The 15624-nt window shown below is 55.4% G+C and carries 18 protein-coding genes; 6 read left to right on the plus strand and 12 right to left on the minus strand.

All coding sequences use genetic code 11. The features are described from left to right. Positions 1 to 11: 11 nt before the first annotated feature. The 9 genes from HP062_RS04850 to HP062_RS04890 all read right to left on the minus strand — a co-directional run bounded on the left by HP062_RS04850 (position 12) and on the right by HP062_RS04890 (position 6437). On the minus strand, positions 12 to 383 hold the full coding sequence (locus HP062_RS04850) for a cation diffusion facilitator family transporter (protein ID WP_172790945.1): 372 nt from the start codon (positions 381 to 383) through the stop codon (positions 12 to 14). 175 nt (positions 384 to 558) lie between these two features. After that, positions 559 to 1779 (minus strand): organoarsenical effux MFS transporter ArsJ, encoded by a 1221-nt coding sequence (gene arsJ / locus HP062_RS04855; RefSeq protein WP_172790946.1) that lies wholly within the window; start codon positions 1777 to 1779, stop codon positions 559 to 561. 12 nt (positions 1780 to 1791) lie between these two features. Further along, positions 1792 to 2796, minus strand: a complete 1005-nt coding sequence (locus HP062_RS04860) for an ArsJ-associated glyceraldehyde-3-phosphate dehydrogenase (protein ID WP_172790947.1) — start codon at positions 2794 to 2796, stop codon at positions 1792 to 1794. Positions 2797 to 2819: 23 nt separating this feature from the next. Continuing rightward, the gene (locus tag HP062_RS04865) at positions 2820 to 3332 is read right to left on the minus strand and encodes a tyrosine-protein phosphatase (RefSeq protein ID WP_172790948.1); all 513 of its coding nucleotides are present in this window, start codon (positions 3330 to 3332) and stop codon (positions 2820 to 2822) included. A gap of 12 nt (positions 3333 to 3344) precedes the next feature. Further along, positions 3345 to 4061 carry an arsenical resistance protein ArsH gene (gene arsH / locus HP062_RS04870; protein ID WP_172790949.1) on the minus strand — a complete coding sequence of 239 codons (717 nt, stop codon included), beginning with the start codon at positions 4059 to 4061 and terminating at the stop codon, positions 3345 to 3347. Positions 4062 to 4065: 4 nt separating this feature from the next. Next, the gene (gene arsB, locus HP062_RS04875; RefSeq protein ID WP_172790950.1) at positions 4066 to 5127 is read right to left on the minus strand and encodes an ACR3 family arsenite efflux transporter; all 1062 of its coding nucleotides are present in this window, start codon (positions 5125 to 5127) and stop codon (positions 4066 to 4068) included. 16 nt (positions 5128 to 5143) lie between these two features. After that, entirely contained in the window at positions 5144 to 5614 is a 471-nt protein-coding gene (locus tag HP062_RS04880; RefSeq protein WP_172790951.1) for an arsenate reductase ArsC, read from the minus strand. Between the two features lie 45 nt (positions 5615 to 5659). Beyond that, positions 5660 to 6016 (minus strand): metalloregulator ArsR/SmtB family transcription factor, encoded by a 357-nt coding sequence (locus tag HP062_RS04885; RefSeq protein ID WP_028621210.1) that lies wholly within the window; start codon positions 6014 to 6016, stop codon positions 5660 to 5662. A gap of 7 nt (positions 6017 to 6023) precedes the next feature. Beyond that, positions 6024 to 6437, minus strand: a complete 414-nt coding sequence (locus HP062_RS04890) for an arsenate reductase ArsC (RefSeq protein ID WP_172790952.1) — start codon at positions 6435 to 6437, stop codon at positions 6024 to 6026. Between the two features lie 266 nt (positions 6438 to 6703). Between HP062_RS04890 and HP062_RS04895 the strand changes: the two genes are divergently transcribed. The 5 genes from HP062_RS04895 (at position 6704) to HP062_RS04915 (ending at position 11718) form a co-directional block, all read left to right on the plus strand. After that, positions 6704 to 6976 (plus strand): hypothetical protein, encoded by a 273-nt coding sequence (locus HP062_RS04895; protein WP_090182426.1) that lies wholly within the window; start codon positions 6704 to 6706, stop codon positions 6974 to 6976. Between the two features lie 91 nt (positions 6977 to 7067). Further along, positions 7068 to 7415: a helix-turn-helix transcriptional regulator gene (locus HP062_RS04900; RefSeq protein WP_172790953.1), complete on the plus strand. Its 348-nt coding sequence runs from the start codon at positions 7068 to 7070 to the stop codon at positions 7413 to 7415. Between the two features lie 37 nt (positions 7416 to 7452). Then, positions 7453 to 8538: an NAD(P)/FAD-dependent oxidoreductase gene (locus tag HP062_RS04905; protein ID WP_172790954.1), complete on the plus strand. Its 1086-nt coding sequence runs from the start codon at positions 7453 to 7455 to the stop codon at positions 8536 to 8538. 163 nt (positions 8539 to 8701) lie between these two features. Continuing rightward, positions 8702 to 9223, plus strand: a complete 522-nt coding sequence (locus tag HP062_RS04910) for an arsenate reductase (azurin) small subunit (RefSeq protein ID WP_172790955.1) — start codon at positions 8702 to 8704, stop codon at positions 9221 to 9223. A gap of 11 nt (positions 9224 to 9234) precedes the next feature. Continuing rightward, positions 9235 to 11718, plus strand: coding sequence for an arsenate reductase (azurin) large subunit (locus tag HP062_RS04915; protein WP_172790956.1), 2484 nt, complete (start codon positions 9235 to 9237; stop codon positions 11716 to 11718). 126 nt (positions 11719 to 11844) lie between these two features. Here HP062_RS04915 and HP062_RS04920 read toward each other — a convergent pair whose 3' ends face one another. Genes HP062_RS04920 through HP062_RS04930 form a run of 3 tightly spaced genes read right to left on the minus strand, consistent with a single transcriptional unit; the run spans position 11845 to position 14280 of the window. Next, positions 11845 to 13203 (minus strand): NAD(P)-binding domain-containing protein, encoded by a 1359-nt coding sequence (locus HP062_RS04920; RefSeq protein ID WP_172790957.1) that lies wholly within the window; start codon positions 13201 to 13203, stop codon positions 11845 to 11847. A gap of 15 nt (positions 13204 to 13218) precedes the next feature. Then, on the minus strand, positions 13219 to 13722 hold the full coding sequence (locus HP062_RS04925) for an arsinothricin resistance N-acetyltransferase ArsN1 family A (protein ID WP_172790958.1): 504 nt from the start codon (positions 13720 to 13722) through the stop codon (positions 13219 to 13221). Between the two features lie 60 nt (positions 13723 to 13782). Further along, the gene (locus HP062_RS04930) at positions 13783 to 14280 is read right to left on the minus strand and encodes a MarR family winged helix-turn-helix transcriptional regulator (RefSeq protein WP_172790959.1); all 498 of its coding nucleotides are present in this window, start codon (positions 14278 to 14280) and stop codon (positions 13783 to 13785) included. Positions 14281 to 14476: 196 nt separating this feature from the next. Between HP062_RS04930 and HP062_RS04935 the strand changes: the two genes are divergently transcribed. Continuing rightward, positions 14477 to 15616, plus strand: coding sequence for an MFS transporter (locus tag HP062_RS04935; protein WP_172792541.1), 1140 nt, complete (start codon positions 14477 to 14479; stop codon positions 15614 to 15616). Positions 15617 to 15624 lie beyond the last annotated feature (8 nt).

Here is a 15624-nt window from a genome sequence, read left to right on the forward strand (position 1 = left end):
ATGGGGCGTTCTCAATAGAGCCAAGTAGGAGGTATAGGAACTGGCGTCTGCAAGCGCTGGAGAGACTTCCAGCCGAGCGAGCCCATGGCCACCAGCACAATTACGGCATTGATAAAGCTGGCGAGAATCGAGCCGCGTCGCCAACCAAAGGTATGCCGATCATTTGGTTGTAAGCGTGTAGCAGCCAACGCCGCCCAAGCCAGAATCAATCCTCCCACATCGCTAAGGTTATGGCCTGCATCCGCCAAGAGAGCCAGTGAGTCGATTTTCCAGCCATAGAACGCTTCGATTAAAACAAAACCGAAATTTAGCGCTATACCAAGACCGAAAGCCTTGTCGTATCTCTTGGGTACGTCAGCATGACAACCATGCGAATGAGTCATTTTATGAAACCTTCCGGCTAGGGCTAGGGTATGAGCAATGCCATATGCCTTAGGAAATTGTCAGTTATGCCTAAAATCTCTTCAGTGGAAATGGGGACTGATTCTCACTCGGTTAACCTCTCGCGACTTGCAAGCTGGATCTCGAGAACATGGCAATTATCTCAGCATAACTTCTTCATATCGTCTCGGCATGCCTAGGTAAGGCGATAGAAATCAAGGCAGCCAGCAATACGAAGGCCGAGGAAACCCACAAGCAGGCCTCCAATCCGTAACCCTGATAAATCCAGCCGGACAGCACGGTGCCTATCAGCCGCCCCATGGCGTTCGACATGTAATAAAACCCCACATCCAGCGACACGCCATCTTCCTTGGCGTAGGAGACGATCAGGTAGCTGTGCAGCGACGAATTCACCGCGAACAACGCGCCGAAAACCATTAATCCGCCGAGCAGCACCACCTGTTGCGACAGCCCAGTGTTGAGCCCGAGAGCAATGGCCGCTGGCAGACCCGCCAGTGCAAGTGCCCACAGAAACGCCGCTCGACCATCCGGTAAGTGCCCTCGTTTCATGCCGGTGATGTTGGGTGCGAAGGACTGCACGATGCCGTAGCCAATCACCCAGGCTGCCAGGAAGCCGCCAACCTTCCAGAAGTCCCAGCCGAAGACACTGCTCAGATACACCGGCAAGGCCACGACAAACCAGACATCGCGGGCGCCGAACAGGAACATCCGCGCCGCCGAAAGGATGTTGATTGCCCGGCTCTTGGACAAGATGTCGCGAAACTTGGGCTTGGCTTTTGCCTTGCCCAGATCCTTCTTCAACAAAATTACGCTGCTAATCCAGATCAGCGCCAGGACAACCGCCATGGCCAGCAACGCGCCTTTAAAGCCGATCAATGCCAGCAAGGCTCCGCCAAGAAAGAAGCCGACACCCTTGAGCGCGTTCTTCGAGCCGGTGAGAATCGCCACCCACTTATAGAGCTTGCCCTGCTGCCCATCAGGAACCAGAAGCTTGATGGAGCTTTTGGCACTCATCTTGTTCAGGTCTTTGGCAATCCCCGACAGCGCCTGGGCCCCCATCACCCAAGGGATGGTCAGCCAGGCGGCGGGCACCGTCAGCATCAACAAGGCTGCCACCTGCAAGCCCAAACCAATGTTCATGGTTCGATTCAGGCCTAGACGGGCCCCCAGGTAACCGCCCACCAGATTGGTAATGACACCGAAGATTTCGTAGAACAGAAACAGAAACGCAATCTGTAACGGGCTGTAGCCCAACGCATGGAAGTGCAACACCACCAACATGCGTAGCGCACCGTCGGTGAGGGTAAAGGCCCAGTAATTGCCGGTCACCAACAGGTACTGGCGCACTTGCGGGGAAAGGGCTGACAACGCGTTCATGATCGCTTCCTGTTAATCGGCCAAACCGACCAGTTTGGCCAGCTCAACAGCGCGGTTGGCGTAACCCCATTCGTTGTCGTACCAGGCATAGATCTTCACTTGAGTGCCATTGATCACCATCGTCGACAGCGCATCGATGATCGATGAGCGCGGGTCGGTGCGGTAGTCGATGGACACCAATGGGCGCACTTCATAGCCGAGGATATTCTTCAGTGGGCCTTCTGCCGCCGCCTTGAGCAAAGCATTGACCTCATCCACCGAGGTTGCGCGCTCCACTTCGAACACACAATCGGTGAGCGAGGCGTTGGCCAGCGGAACGCGCACTGCGTGACCATTCAGGCGGCCACGCAGTTCGGGGAAGATTTCTGCAATGGCGGTGGCCGAGCCGGTGCTGGTCGGGATGAGGCTCATGCCCGAGGCGCGGGCACGGCGCAGATCTTTGTGCGGTTGATCGAGAATGCTCTGGGTGTTGGTCAGGTCGTGAATCGTGGTGATCGAGCCGTGGCGGATGCCCAGGTTCTCGTGGATCACTTTAACCACTGGTGCCAGACAGTTGGTAGTGCAGGAGGCCGCTGTGACAATGCGGTGCTGCGCCGGGTCGAACAGGTGTTGGTTAACGCCCATCACCACATTCAAGGCGCCTTGTTCCTTGACCGGCGCACAGACCACCACACGCTTAACGCCCTGATCCAGGTAGGCCTGCAACACCGCCACAGTCTTCATCTTGCCGCTGGCCTCGATCACCAGATCGCAAGCCGACCAGTCGGTGTCGCCAATCGCTTTGTTCGCGGTGACCTTGATGCGCTTGCCGCCAATCACGACATGATCGCCTTCGGCGCTTGCTTCGCTGTGCCAACGGCCATGTACAGAGTCGAAGTTGATCAGGTGCGCATGGGTTGCTGCATCGCCTGCAGGATCGTTGATCTGCACAAACTCGAACTCTGGCCAGCCCCAGGCTGCACGCAGGGCGAGACGACCGATGCGACCGAAACCGTTAATACCAACTTTGATAGTCATGTTGTTTTGCTCTGTATCTGTAGTCAGTGGGAGTTCGACTCAGTGTCAAACTGGCCGATGTATTCAATATGGGCAGGATGCTGGATAGCGCGTGGACGCAACGACTGAACGTCACGGATGGCATCGTTGAATGGCACACCGCTCTCGATTAACAGCTGCGCCGCAATCAAGCCGGTACGACCCGAGCCGCCCTTGCAATGGATGGCAATGGTTTTCCCTTCGCTCAGCAGATGCTTAAGTCGTGAATGGTGCTGTTCCCATGCGGTTTTGAATGCTTCGCCAGGAGCTTGATCATCGTCCACCGGCAGGTGAAACCACTCGATGCCGAGCATTTGGCACTCTTCGGGCAGCAGGTCAATTTCGTTCTGAAGCAACTCCTCGGTAGGCATCAGCGTCAGTAATGCCGATGCACCGGCTTCCTTAAGGGTTTTCAGCGCCTCGAAAGGTAGGGTGCCCTTCGTGCCGGGGCACGGGGTGAAGATCAATTGGCCACTGAACTGTGCCAGGGGTAGTACGGAATATGGGTGTTGTTGCACGGCGAAATATCCTCAAATGGAGCGCTGATTAACACGTTTCATGAGTTCTTCCGCCGATTCCTTGCGTTCGGAATAGCGGTCGACCAAATAGTCCTGGCGGTCGCGAAGCAGTAGTGTGAATTTCACCAACTCTTCCATTACGTCCACAACACGGTCGTAGAACGGAGAAGGTTTCATCCGACCGTTGTCATCGAACTCTAGGTAGGCCTTCGGCACCGAGGACTGGTTGGGAATAGTGAACATAAGCATCCAGCGACCCAGCACACGCAGCTGGTTGACCACGTTGAAGGATTGCGAGCCGCCACAGACCTGCATCACAGCCAGTGTCTTACCCTGGGTTGGGCGCACCGCGCCCATGGTCAACGGAATCCAGTCGATCTGCGCCTTGAACACCGCGCTCATCGAACCGTGGCGCTCGGGGGAGCACCAGACCTGACCTTCTGACCAGAGCACCAGCTCGCGAAGCTCTTGCACTCTGGGATGGCTGTCCGGCACGTCATCCGGCAACGGCAGCCCAGATGGGTTGAAGATGCGTGTTTCTGCGCCCAAGTGCTGCAACAAACGCGCAGCTTCCTCGGTCAGCAGGCGGCTGAACGAACGCTCGCGGGTCGAGCCGTAGAGCAGCAGGATGCGCGGCTTGTGTGTGGCCGACAGCGTACTGCCGAGCTTATCAAGGGTCGGCAGATCGACCAGTTCGGCATCGAGGTTGGGGATCATTTCTTCAGTCATAAATTTACTCCTGAGCGAGGGCGCCCTTCGGATGATCGAACCAGCGGCGCTTGAGCCAGAGGGCCACACTGACCAGCATGATCAAAACCGGCACTTCAACCAGAGGGCCGATCACCGTAGCGAACGCCACTGGCGAGGCCAGGCCAAATGTGGCGATGGCCACAGCTATGGCCAGCTCGAAGTTGTTGCTGGCGGAGGTAAAGGCCAGTGCGGTGGTGCGTGGATAGTCAGCGCGGAGCAGCTTCCCCATCCAAAAGCTTATGAAAAACATCACCACGAAGTAGATGGTCAGCGGGATGGCGATGCGCAGCACATCCAGCGGCAGCTGCAACACCATGTCGCCCTTGAGGCTGAACATCGCGACGATGGTCAGCAGGAGCGCGACCAGGGTGAGCGGGCTGATCTTCGGGATGAAACGCTCGCTGTACCAGGTTTGGCCCTTGCGGTTGATGAGGATCTTGCGCGTCAGGAAGCCAGCCAGAAATGGGATGCCCAGGTAGATCAGCACGGACTCGCCGATGCTGACAAAGTTGGTGTCAATCACGCTGCCCTGCAGGCCGAACAATGGCGGCAGCAGACCGAGGAAGATCCATGCATACACACTGAAGAACAAAATCTGGAAGATGCTGTTGAAGGCCACCAGCCCAGCGACGTATTGGTTGTTGCCGCCTGCGATTTGATTCCACACCAGCACCATGGCGATGCAGCGCGCCAGGCCGATGAGGATCAGACCGGTCATGTACTCAGGCTTGTCGGCGAGAAATACGATGGCCAGTACGAACATCAGCACCGGGCCAATTACCCAGTTCTGGATCAGCGATAACGCCAAGATGCGCTTGTCCTTGAACACCTCCGGCAGCTCTTCGTACCTGACCTTGGCTAACGGCGGATACATCATCACAATCAGGCCGATGGCAATCGGGATGTTGGTCGAACCCACCGAAAGGCTGTTAAGCCAGGCCGGCAGCCCCTCGAACAGACTGCCCAAGCTGACACCAATCGCCATGGCGAGAAAGATCCAGACCGTCAGATAGCGATCCAAAAAAGAAAGACGGCTTTTACTCATAGTCATGTCTCCAGTGTCAGAGGGTGCCGATCAGGGCCAGCTCGGCCTTGAGTTGTTCGGCACTTAACTGCTTGAGCGGTAACGCCAGGAAGGATTCGATTCGGGTTCTGATCTGTTCCAGAGTGGCTTCGAAAGCCGCATCGATTTCTTCTTGAGTCCCTTGATATTCCGATGGGTCAGCCAACCCCCAGTGGGCCTTGATGGCCGGCCCGAAAAATACCGGGCAGGCGTCACCGGCAGCCTTGTCGCACACCGTGATGACGAAATCAGGTGCCAGGTTCTCGTGGACTTCACTGGATTTGCTGTAGAGCCCTGCAGTCGAGACTCCAGCCATATTCAGCGTTTTCAGGCTCAACGGATGCACTTCACCCTTAGGCTGGCTGCCGGCGCTGTAAGCGTGCATCTCAGCCGGAGCCAAGTGATTGAACATGGCCTCACAAAGAATGCTGCGGCAGCTGTTGGCGGTGCAGAGAAACAGAATCTTCATTGGGCTATCTCGTAGAGGCCGAGCGCTGCTCAGGCACGCGTTAACTCAGCAGCAAGCGGCTAGGCGCTGAGGGCGATCACCCATCACGTCGAGGCGTTTGGCGTCGGGACTGAGCCAATGCTGGTTGGCGTCAAGAGTGGTTTTCAGTACGGCGATCACCCAATCCGGCAGGCTGGGATGCAGGCGGTAATACACCCACTGACCTTGCCGACGATCCTCCAGCAAACCGCAATTGCGCAGTTGCGCCAGATGGCGGGAAATCTTCGGCTGGCTCTCATCGAGCGCGCAGGTCAGTTCGCAAACGCACAGATCGTCCTCACGGGTGATAAGCAACATAAGGCGAATGCGGGTTTCGTCGGCCAGGCACTTGAATACGGTGGTCGGTGTCAGATGGTCAGCCATAGGGGTCTCAACGTTTAGATTTCACCAACACGAACATCTTGATGCGTTCATGGATCTCGTGAAGGGTGTGACGAAATGCATCGTGCTTGGTGCTGGTCACCGGATCTTCAAAGTTCCAGGCCAGCACCTCTCCGGCGCCTGGAAGGGCATGACATTCCAGAGACGATTTATCGCACAGCGTGATGACGTAATCGAAGCGCTCTCCCGCAAACTCATCGATAGACTTGCTGTACAGCCCTTCGGGGCTCACACCTAGGTGCTGAAGTGCTCCCAAGGTACGGGGATCGATCTCGCCAGGCGCAGTACCGGCACTGAAGGCGTCGAATCGCTCTGAGTCAGTGTGCCGCAGCAGCGCTTCAGCCAGCTGCGAGCGGGCAGCATTAGCCACACAAACAAATAGCACGCGGGTCTTATCGGTCATTGCCAAGTCTCGGAGAGTATATGGTTTAACGAATATATGGTTTTACGTATATCTAGTAAAGCACTAACACCAGTTTCTGACTGAGAAGCTGATTCACTTAGATGATATTGGCAGAAAATTAGGAGCATAAGCGCAAGCGCCGGTCGTTTCTCAGCAAGTTCCGCCCTGCAACATCTGGTTACTCGTATATGCGCATTTTGTAATTAATCTGTCATCGCAGCGGCTTTAGGCTCCCCCACACCTCAACCTCAAGCAGGAACCTTGCGATGAACAAACTGCCCCTGACCGCGATGCTACTCACCAGCCTGTTCGCCAGCGCTACATTCGCCAGTCAATACGACAAGCCAGGCTTCATTACCGAGGTCGAAGATGGTCGACTTTGGGTATTCCGCGAAGGCTCCAAGGAACTGGTAGATTTCAAAAAAACTGGTGAGCCCGCCAAACAGTTCTCCGACATCGGTGCTGGCCCGAACGGAATGACGGTGAAATCGGCTGATGAAAAAACCCTGAAAGACTATCTGCAGACCATTAAGAAATAAGCTGTAGTGGCACTGCTCTCTACTGAAGGAGGCAGTGCCACCCTCCAAACAGGGCTTTACATGTGCATGTGCATGCACATATATTCTCGACATGGACGTCACCACCAACCGATCACAAGCCATTGAGTCTGCCATTGAGTCTTTCGACGGCACATTTTTCAGAGCCCTCTGCGAGCCGGCAAGAGTTGCTGTGCTGAAGCGCGTGATGCAATTAGGTCGAGCAGATGTGACCGCGATTGCAGCTGACCTACCTCAAGAGCGTTCTGTGGTATCTCGTCATCTTCAGGTGCTGCTGGATGCCGGGATCGTGCGCGCCACGAAGGTGGGACGTCAGATGTTCTATGAAGTAGATGGCCCAGCCATCGTCAAGCGACTGGAGGACATCCTCCATCACACCAAGAGCATTGCTTTATTGTGCTGCCCAGGCGGATCTAGCTGATTTTTTCTTACCGTAATATGTGTATAGGTGCGCACACATGAACACAATAGATCGCCAATTCGATATTGTCGTAATAGGCGCAGGGCAGGCAGGACTGGCCTGTGGCCGGCATTTGAAACAGCAGGGGCTCGATTTCCTTATCCTGGATGAGCAGCAGCAACCGGGTGGTAACTGGCGTAACTACTACGACAGCCTCGAACTGTTCTCGCCGGCAGCGTACTCCTCACTACCGGGGCTGCCGTTTCCTGGAGAACCGGGGCACTACCCCTCCCGCGATGAAGTAGTGAGCTATCTGGAGCAGTACGCCAGCTTTTTCCAGTTGCCGATTCTTCCGGGGATACAGGTCATAAAGGTGAATAGAGAAGCTGGGGGGTTCCAGATAGTGGCTGCCAATGGGCAGCGCTTCTCTACCAGGGCGCTGATCGTGGCGTCGGGGGCATTCAGTCGCCCCTATACACCTGAAATTCCTGGGCTCGAAAGCTTCCAAGGTGTTCGCCTTCACAGTGCCGAGTATCGGAATGTGGAAATGCTCAGTGGGCAACGCATCGTAGTGATTGGAGCGGCGAACTCAGCAGTGCAGATTGCTTACGAGCTAGCCAAGGTGGCCGAGGTCACGCTTGCCACGCGCGAGGCGATTCGATTCTTTCCGCAGAAGCTACTCGGCGCGGATTTCCATGCCTGGCTGAAATGGACAGGCCTGGAAAGAACCCGCTGGCTCAATGATCAGAGCACGCCGGTGCTGGATGACGGCACTTACAAAAAGGCGCTGAAGTCAGGACTATTCAATCAGCGGTCGATGTTCGGGCAAGTAACCCCAACCGGAGTTGTTTGGGCGGATGGTCACCACGAAGCGGTTGATTGCCTGGTCTTCGCCACTGGATTCCGCCCAAATATTTCCTTTCTTGAAGGCCTCGCAGTAACGGATGATCGGGGGCGATTGATGCAGCGCGATGGACGAGCACTGCACATCCCGGGCCTGTACTTTATGGGGTTACCAAAGCAGCGCAATTTCACCTCAGCAACCCTCAGAGGTGTAGGGCCTGACGCTGAAGCCATCCTTCCACATTTGCTACGCCATCTGCGTTCCACAAGTACAGAACTGGTGGTAGCCGCGCAGCGATGAGATTTTTGCATTGCCACTAGCAGGCCCTGTGTACTCACTCGACATCCAAAGCCACTTTGGCCACAGAACAGGGCTTTCTATCCTATGCTGAGTAAGTTGAATAAAAAGTCGCTTACGAAACAGACGAGGTCGACTGCATCGCAAGCGTAATGCGGAGGCAGAGATGGCATCTATTTCTAGAAGAGGCTTCCTGAAAATGGGAGGCGGGGTTGCTGCGAGCGTGGCTATCGGGCTGCCCGAACTCACACAAGCGGCGACATCAACGCCTGCGGTAGAGGGGCGAGTCAATCTCCCCTACCAAATGAAAGCGATCACTACAGCGCAGAAATTACAGGTCAATACGCCAGTCCAATTTTCCTATCCCGATGCCGCCTCGCCTTGTGCATTGATCAAAATGGGCGCTCCTGTTCACGGCGGCGTTGGCCCGGAACGTGACATTGTCGCCTACAGCATCCTATGCACACACATGGGCTGCCCGGTTGCCTATGACCCAGGGCAAAAGGTGTTCAAATGCCCCTGCCATTTCAGCATTTTCGACCCAGAGAATATTGGCCAAATGGTTTCCGGGCAAGCCACTGAGAACCTGCCGAACATAGTGCTCGAATACAACCCCAAAGACGATTCGGTACGGGCAGTTGCCGTCGAAGGATTGATCTACGGGCGTCAGTCCAACCTCCTTTCATAAGGAGATTAAAAATGGCAACCAACAAAGATCGTGTGGCACTGCCTCCGACAGATGCCCAAAAGACCAACCTGACATGCCACTTCTGCATCGTGGGTTGTGGCTATCACGTATACAAATGGCCGGAGAGCCAGGAAGGTGGACGGGCTCCTGATGAAAATGCGCTCGGACTCGACTTCCGCAAACAGTTACCCCCGTTGGCTGTCACCATGACACCGGCAATGCAGAACACGATCACCGACAAGGATGGCAAGCGCTACAACATCATGATTGTGCCGGACAAACAGTGCGACGTTAATAAAGGGCTCTCGTCCACACGAGGCGGACAACTGGCTAAGGTCATGTACAGCCCCGACGGGGTAGGCAGGGAGCGCTTACGCAGTCCGCGCGTTTATGTGGCTGATCAGTGGGTGGACACCAGTTGGGATGATGCGCTGGCGCTTTATGCGGGAGTGACCAAGAAAATTCTCGATAATGACGGGCCAGCCGCTCTCGCCTTTGACTGCTTCGATCACGGAGGCGCTGGAGGCGGGTTTGAGAATACCTGGGGCACCGGCAAGCTGATGTTCACCGCACTGAAAACCCCATTGGTGCGAATTCACAACCGCCCTGCCTATAACTCCGAGTGCCACGCCACCCGCGAGATGGGCATTGGCGAACTCAACAACAGCTACGAAGATGCGGAGTTGGCTGACGTCATTGTTGCCATTGGCTGCAACTCATACGAAACCCAAACCAACTACTTCCTGGCGCATTGGCTGCCCAACTTGCAGGGGCAGACAGTCGACAAACGTAAGCAGCGTTTTCCAGGAGAGGCCGTTGTCCCAGCCAAGGTGATTTTTGTCGACCCTCGCAGGACGCCGACCATCGCTATAGCGGAGCAAGCAGCAGGTAAAGACAATGTGCTTCACCTGGATATCGAACCGGGAACGGATATCGCTCTGTTCAATGGTCTGCTGACCTACGTGGTCGACCAAAAATGGCATGACCAGGAATTTATCGCGGCCCATACCAAAGCGTTTGACCAGGCACTTCAAGCCAATCGAATGTCGCTGGAGGAAACCAGTCGCGTTACCGGGGTATCGGTGGACAAGCTCAAACAAGCAGCCGAATGGGCTTACAAACCCAAAGCCTCCGGTCACCGCCCCCACACCATGCACGCCTACGAAAAAGGCATCATCTGGGGCAATGACAACTACCTCATCCAGTCGGCATTGGTCGACTTGGTGCTGGCCACTCACAACGTCGGACGACGAGGTACGGGGGTGGTGCGGATGGGTGGGCACCAAGAGGGGTACACTCGCCCCCCTTATCCAGGCAGTACCAAGATCTATGTGGATCAGGAGATCATCAACGGCAAAGGCATGATGTACACGGCATGGGGGGCCAATCCCTTCCAGACCACACTCAATGCTGAGCAACATCGTGCGGTCATTCTAAAACGCGCGAACATTGTCAGGGAGGCCATGGCCAATGTTCGCGGCGGTACAACTGCGCAGATGGTGGACGCAATCTACGACGCGGTGAAAAACAAAGGCGGTCTCTTTTTCGCCAACATCAACCTCTACCCTACCAAGCTGGCAGAAGCCGCCCATGTGATGCTGCCGGCGACTCATCCTGGCGAAATGAATCTCACCTCAATGAATGGCGAGCGCCGGATGCGCCTTTCACAAAAATTCATGGATCCCCCTGGTTCGGCGAAAGCCGATTGCCTCATCGCAGCGGCTATCGCTAACACCCTTCGGCAGATGTATACGGACGAAGGGAAACAGGACATGGCGGCGCGTTTTGCAGGGTTCGACTGGAAAAGCGAGGAGGACGCCTTCAATGACGGCTTCCGTATGGCTGGCCAACCCGGTGCTGGCCCAATCGACAGCCAGGGAGGCACCACGGGAAATCTCGTCACCTACGAGCGGCTGAGGGTCATGGGCAATAATGGAGTCCAGTTACCCGCCAAAGAATACCGAGACGGTAAGCTGATCGGCACCGAGATGCTCTACACCGACTACAAGTTTGACACTCCGGACGGCAAGGCTGAGTTCAAGTCCGCGAAGTGGCCAGGGCTGCCGAAGCCAGTGGCAGAGCAGAAGGAGAAATACCAGTTCTGGGTCAACAGCGGGCGCATCAACGAGGTGTGGCAAACGCTCTACCACGATCAATACAACGACTTCGTGCAACGGCGTGTACCGATGGCCTATCTGGAAATTAACCCCGACGATGCACAAGTCTTGGCTATTACATCTGGGGACGTGGTCGAGGTGTTTAATGACTACGGTTCATCCTACGCGCTGGCCTACCTGGAGCCGGATATCAAGCGTAACCAGACGTTTATGCAGTTCGGCCATTTCAACGGCGTGATGGGCGATCTGACCACGCCATGGACAGACCGAAACGTAATCCCATATTACAAAGGGACGTGGGCGAGCATTCGCCGCATCGGGAAAGTGGAGGAATTCAAAGAGAAGATCAGCTTCAAGTCGCGGAGGTTTAATGTGTAACTGCGGTTGCACAATCTTATAGGCCAAGCCTCCATGCCCTACTTGAATGGGCATGGGGGCAGTTAGCCAGGCAGACGTCTGGTCGAATACAAATGCCTAGTTGAGTGCATGCAACTTCGCGCACAGTTACGAGCAGCAGGAACCCTTCAACGCAGGCGCAACTTCGGCAACCTTATCCGAATCGGTGCAGCAACTTGGCTCGCAACAGCCAGAGTTTGCCGCTCGGTCGCAGCACTCAGAATCATCGAATTGCGTGCTGCACACGCCTGTCTCTGGCAAGACCAGTTCAACTCGCTTAGCCGCATCCCAATCACCGGCCAGCGCTGCTACCACTGAACGCACCTGCTCATAGCCTGTCAGGAGCAGGAAGGTCGGGGCGCGGCCATAGCTCTTCATTCCTACGATGAAAATCCCTTCATCAGGGTGAGCCAGCTCGACGGCACCATGTGGGCGAACAGTGCCGCAACTATGCTCATTCGGATCAATCAGCGGAGCAAGATGAATGGGGCTCTGAGTCGTTGAATCCAGCGCCAAACGCAGCTCGGCAAGCAGCTCCAATTTAGGTCGGAAGCCGGTTGCGACCACGACTTCATCCACCAAGGGGAGAGCTTGACCGCCCGCCTCAACAACGATGCCCTTGTCGGTTGCGGTGACCCTATCGATGGCGGTGTTGGCGAACAGCTCAATGGCCCCATCATTCAATAGCTGGCGAACCGTCTGCCCCAGCTTCCCTCGCTCCTCCAGCTTATCGTTTGCCCCACCGCCCAATATGCGGTCTAAGGAGGCGCCACGAATCACCCAAAAGATCCTCGTGCGAGGCTCCTGCAGGGCAAGCCGAGCCAAGTCTTGCAAGACATTGAACGCAGAGTGACCGCTGCCAACCACCATGACTCGCCGATTTGCATAGCGTTGCCGTTCACTACGAAGCACTTCGGGAATGCCATAAGCGATACGGTCAGCCAAATCCTTTTCGCCCAAGGCAGGAATTCCATGTGCCCCCATCCAATTTGGCGAGCGGAACGTACCCGATGCATCTATGACGGCGCTGGCCAACACATCCTTTTCGCCCTCTGGAGTCCTGACCCGTAGCAGAAATGGTGCAGCCACACGGCTCTTCGTCTTCATGACATCCTGGCCAAACCGAGTCACCGCCAAGACTTCGGTATTCAGGCAAAGGTGTCTACTCAGGGATGGCAACGCGGCAAGTGGATACACGTACTGATCCAGCAGTTCACGTCCAGATGGATAAGTATCTTCAGCAGGCGCCACCCATCCGTGAGCCGCAAGCAGCTTGGCAGCCTGCTTGTCGATGTTGAATCCCCATGGAGAGAACATCCGTACGCGCGCCCATTTTTCGATGCTTGCACCTGCATTGGGCCCTACCTCGAAGATCAAAGGAGTCAGCCCCCTCGCGATGGCGTGGCAGGCTGCAGCTAGCCCTACGGGGCCGGCACCTATGATCGCAACAGGAAGTGTACTGTCCATGGTTGACTCCTCACGTTATTGCGGCTGATTGGTAGGAATTAGATACTCGACGATTACACAATCGAGCCACCGCCCCTCGAGGCAAGCATGTTTTTCGTACACACCCACCTCCCGAAATCCACACGAACGGCACAGCGCCAAACTGGCCGCATTAAAGGTGAAGATGCGTGAAAGCACTTTCCAAAAGCCTCGAGCTTGAGCCTCTTCCAGTAGCGCCTGAAGCAAAACTCTCCCCAATCCCTGGCCTCGAATACTCCGATCCAAATAGATCGAGAAATCTGCGATACCGTCGTAACAAGCGCGGGAACGGTAACTACTCAAGCCTGCCCAAGCGACCACCTCATCTGCATCGCTGACCATTACCAGGGTCGGGTAGCGCTCTATCAAGGCAATGCGCTCAAGCATGTCATTTGGCATGCGCAACGTGGTCTCGAATGTAGAGCTTCTCTCCTCAATACCCTGGTTGTAGATATCAGCTATCGACGCAGCGTCCCTAACTTCAGCAAATCGAATGTGCATGCTTGAATCCACCAAGTTGGTAGTAACAACATTTCTAACAAAAAAAAGGGTGCTTCCCCCTCAATTGACATCGGGCACCGACGGGCAGCAGCCACTTACCAAACCACAGCGAATCTCAGTCGCTCGAGTGATTTGTTTCAGCAAGCTCAACGCGCCTTGCCGCGCTTCGGGTGATAACTGTTCGATCATTGCCCGCTCTTCAGCGATCAGGTCAGCGCGGATCTTTTGGTAAAGCTCATGACCAGACTCACTAACCTCAACCTGCACTGCGCGACGATCCTCGCTGTCTTCCACACGCGACACATAGCCTTTGCGTTCAAGCGTATCGACCACCCGGCTCGCGGTGCTTTTATCCAGAAACATCTCTTCTGCCAGCGCTTGCAGGCGGAGTCGGCCCTTTTTGACCAGAGTCTCGATGGCATAGCATTGTGTGACCGAAACGTCGTAGCAGCAGATGCGATCCCGGTCGCGGAACTGATACACCCGAACGAGCTGGTTTAAGGCTTCGTATATATCTTCGGAATCCTGAGTCAGCTGGTCTTTTTTTCGCTTTGCCATGATCATCACAAATTAGTTGTTAGGTGCAACAATAATCCCGATCTTAGGAAACGGTCAACCACTCCTTCATTTTGGTTGACGATGCTGTACCGGCGTCGCTAATTTGTTGCATCTAACAACTAAAATAGGCTCGCACCTTGTGAGTTATCCAATCAGCAGTCAGGTAACAATCAATCGAGTTGGGCTGGTCTGGGCGATGGGCATCGCACAGATACTCGCGTGGAGTACAACGTACTACTTGCCCGCAGTCCTCGCGACGCCGATTGCACGAGAGATGGGATGGTCAATTACCAGCACCGTAGCGGGACTTTCATGGGGTTTGTTGGTCGCAGGGGCCTGCTCCCCTATGGTCGGGAGGCAGATAGATCGGCATGGTGGCCGCCCCGTCCTCGCAACCAGTTCGATGCTGATGGCACTGGGGCTGCTGCTGATGGGTTTGGCTAGCAATCTGATCATCTACTACCTGGCCTGGACATTCATTGGCGCCGCCATGGCTGCCGGCCTGTATGACGCAGCCTTCTCGACTCTGGGACGACTATTTGGGGACAGCGCACGCACTTCGATGACCGGCCTCACTCTACTGGGTGGGTTCGCCAGCACTTTAGGCTGGCCATTGATCGCCGGCCTGGAACATCAGATTGGCTGGAGATATAGCTGCGTCACATTAGCCGCAGCTCATCTGGTCATAGGATTACCGATTCATCTCTTGTTGATTCCAAAGAGTGAGAGCATTCCTAACAGTGCTGCAGTTCCTACCCACACCTCTTCCGTGGCCACCGCCCATCACACAAAATCAGGCAATCGCCTCTTTTTGCTGTTGGCAACGCTACTGACACTCCAGTCGCTGGTGATCTCTTCAATTTCTGTCCATCTGCTTGATGTGCTGAAAATGCTCGGCATTGCTACGGCCACCGCACTGGCCATCGGCATGATAATCGGGCCATCGCAAGTCGTAGCCCGGCTTGCAGAGTTCTCCCTTGGGCGAAACTTGCATCCGACCACATCCGCCAAGGTCGCTATATTGCTAAGTGGGATAGGAATCGGGCTTCTGTTACCGGCTATTCCATGGCTGGCATTCATTGCGATGGCGCTATATGGCGCTGGAAACGGGATTCTGACCATTGCACGAGGGACACTACCATTAGCTCTTTTTGGGCAAGATGGCTACGGTACTCGCATGGGCTTATTGGCCCGTCCAATGCTGGTCGCACAGGCCGTAGGCCCCGTGGCAGCTGCTGTTATTCTAGACAAACTCGGCTCAACACCGTTGCTCGTTGTGATGAGCACTTTAGCGACGGCAAGTCTCATCGCCAGCTTCGGTCTTCCTTCGAAATAAACTGTTGT

Source organism: Pseudomonas sp. B14-6, from assembly GCF_013260315.1.
Classification (GTDB): Bacteria; Pseudomonadota; Gammaproteobacteria; order Pseudomonadales; family Pseudomonadaceae; genus Aquipseudomonas; species Aquipseudomonas mandelii.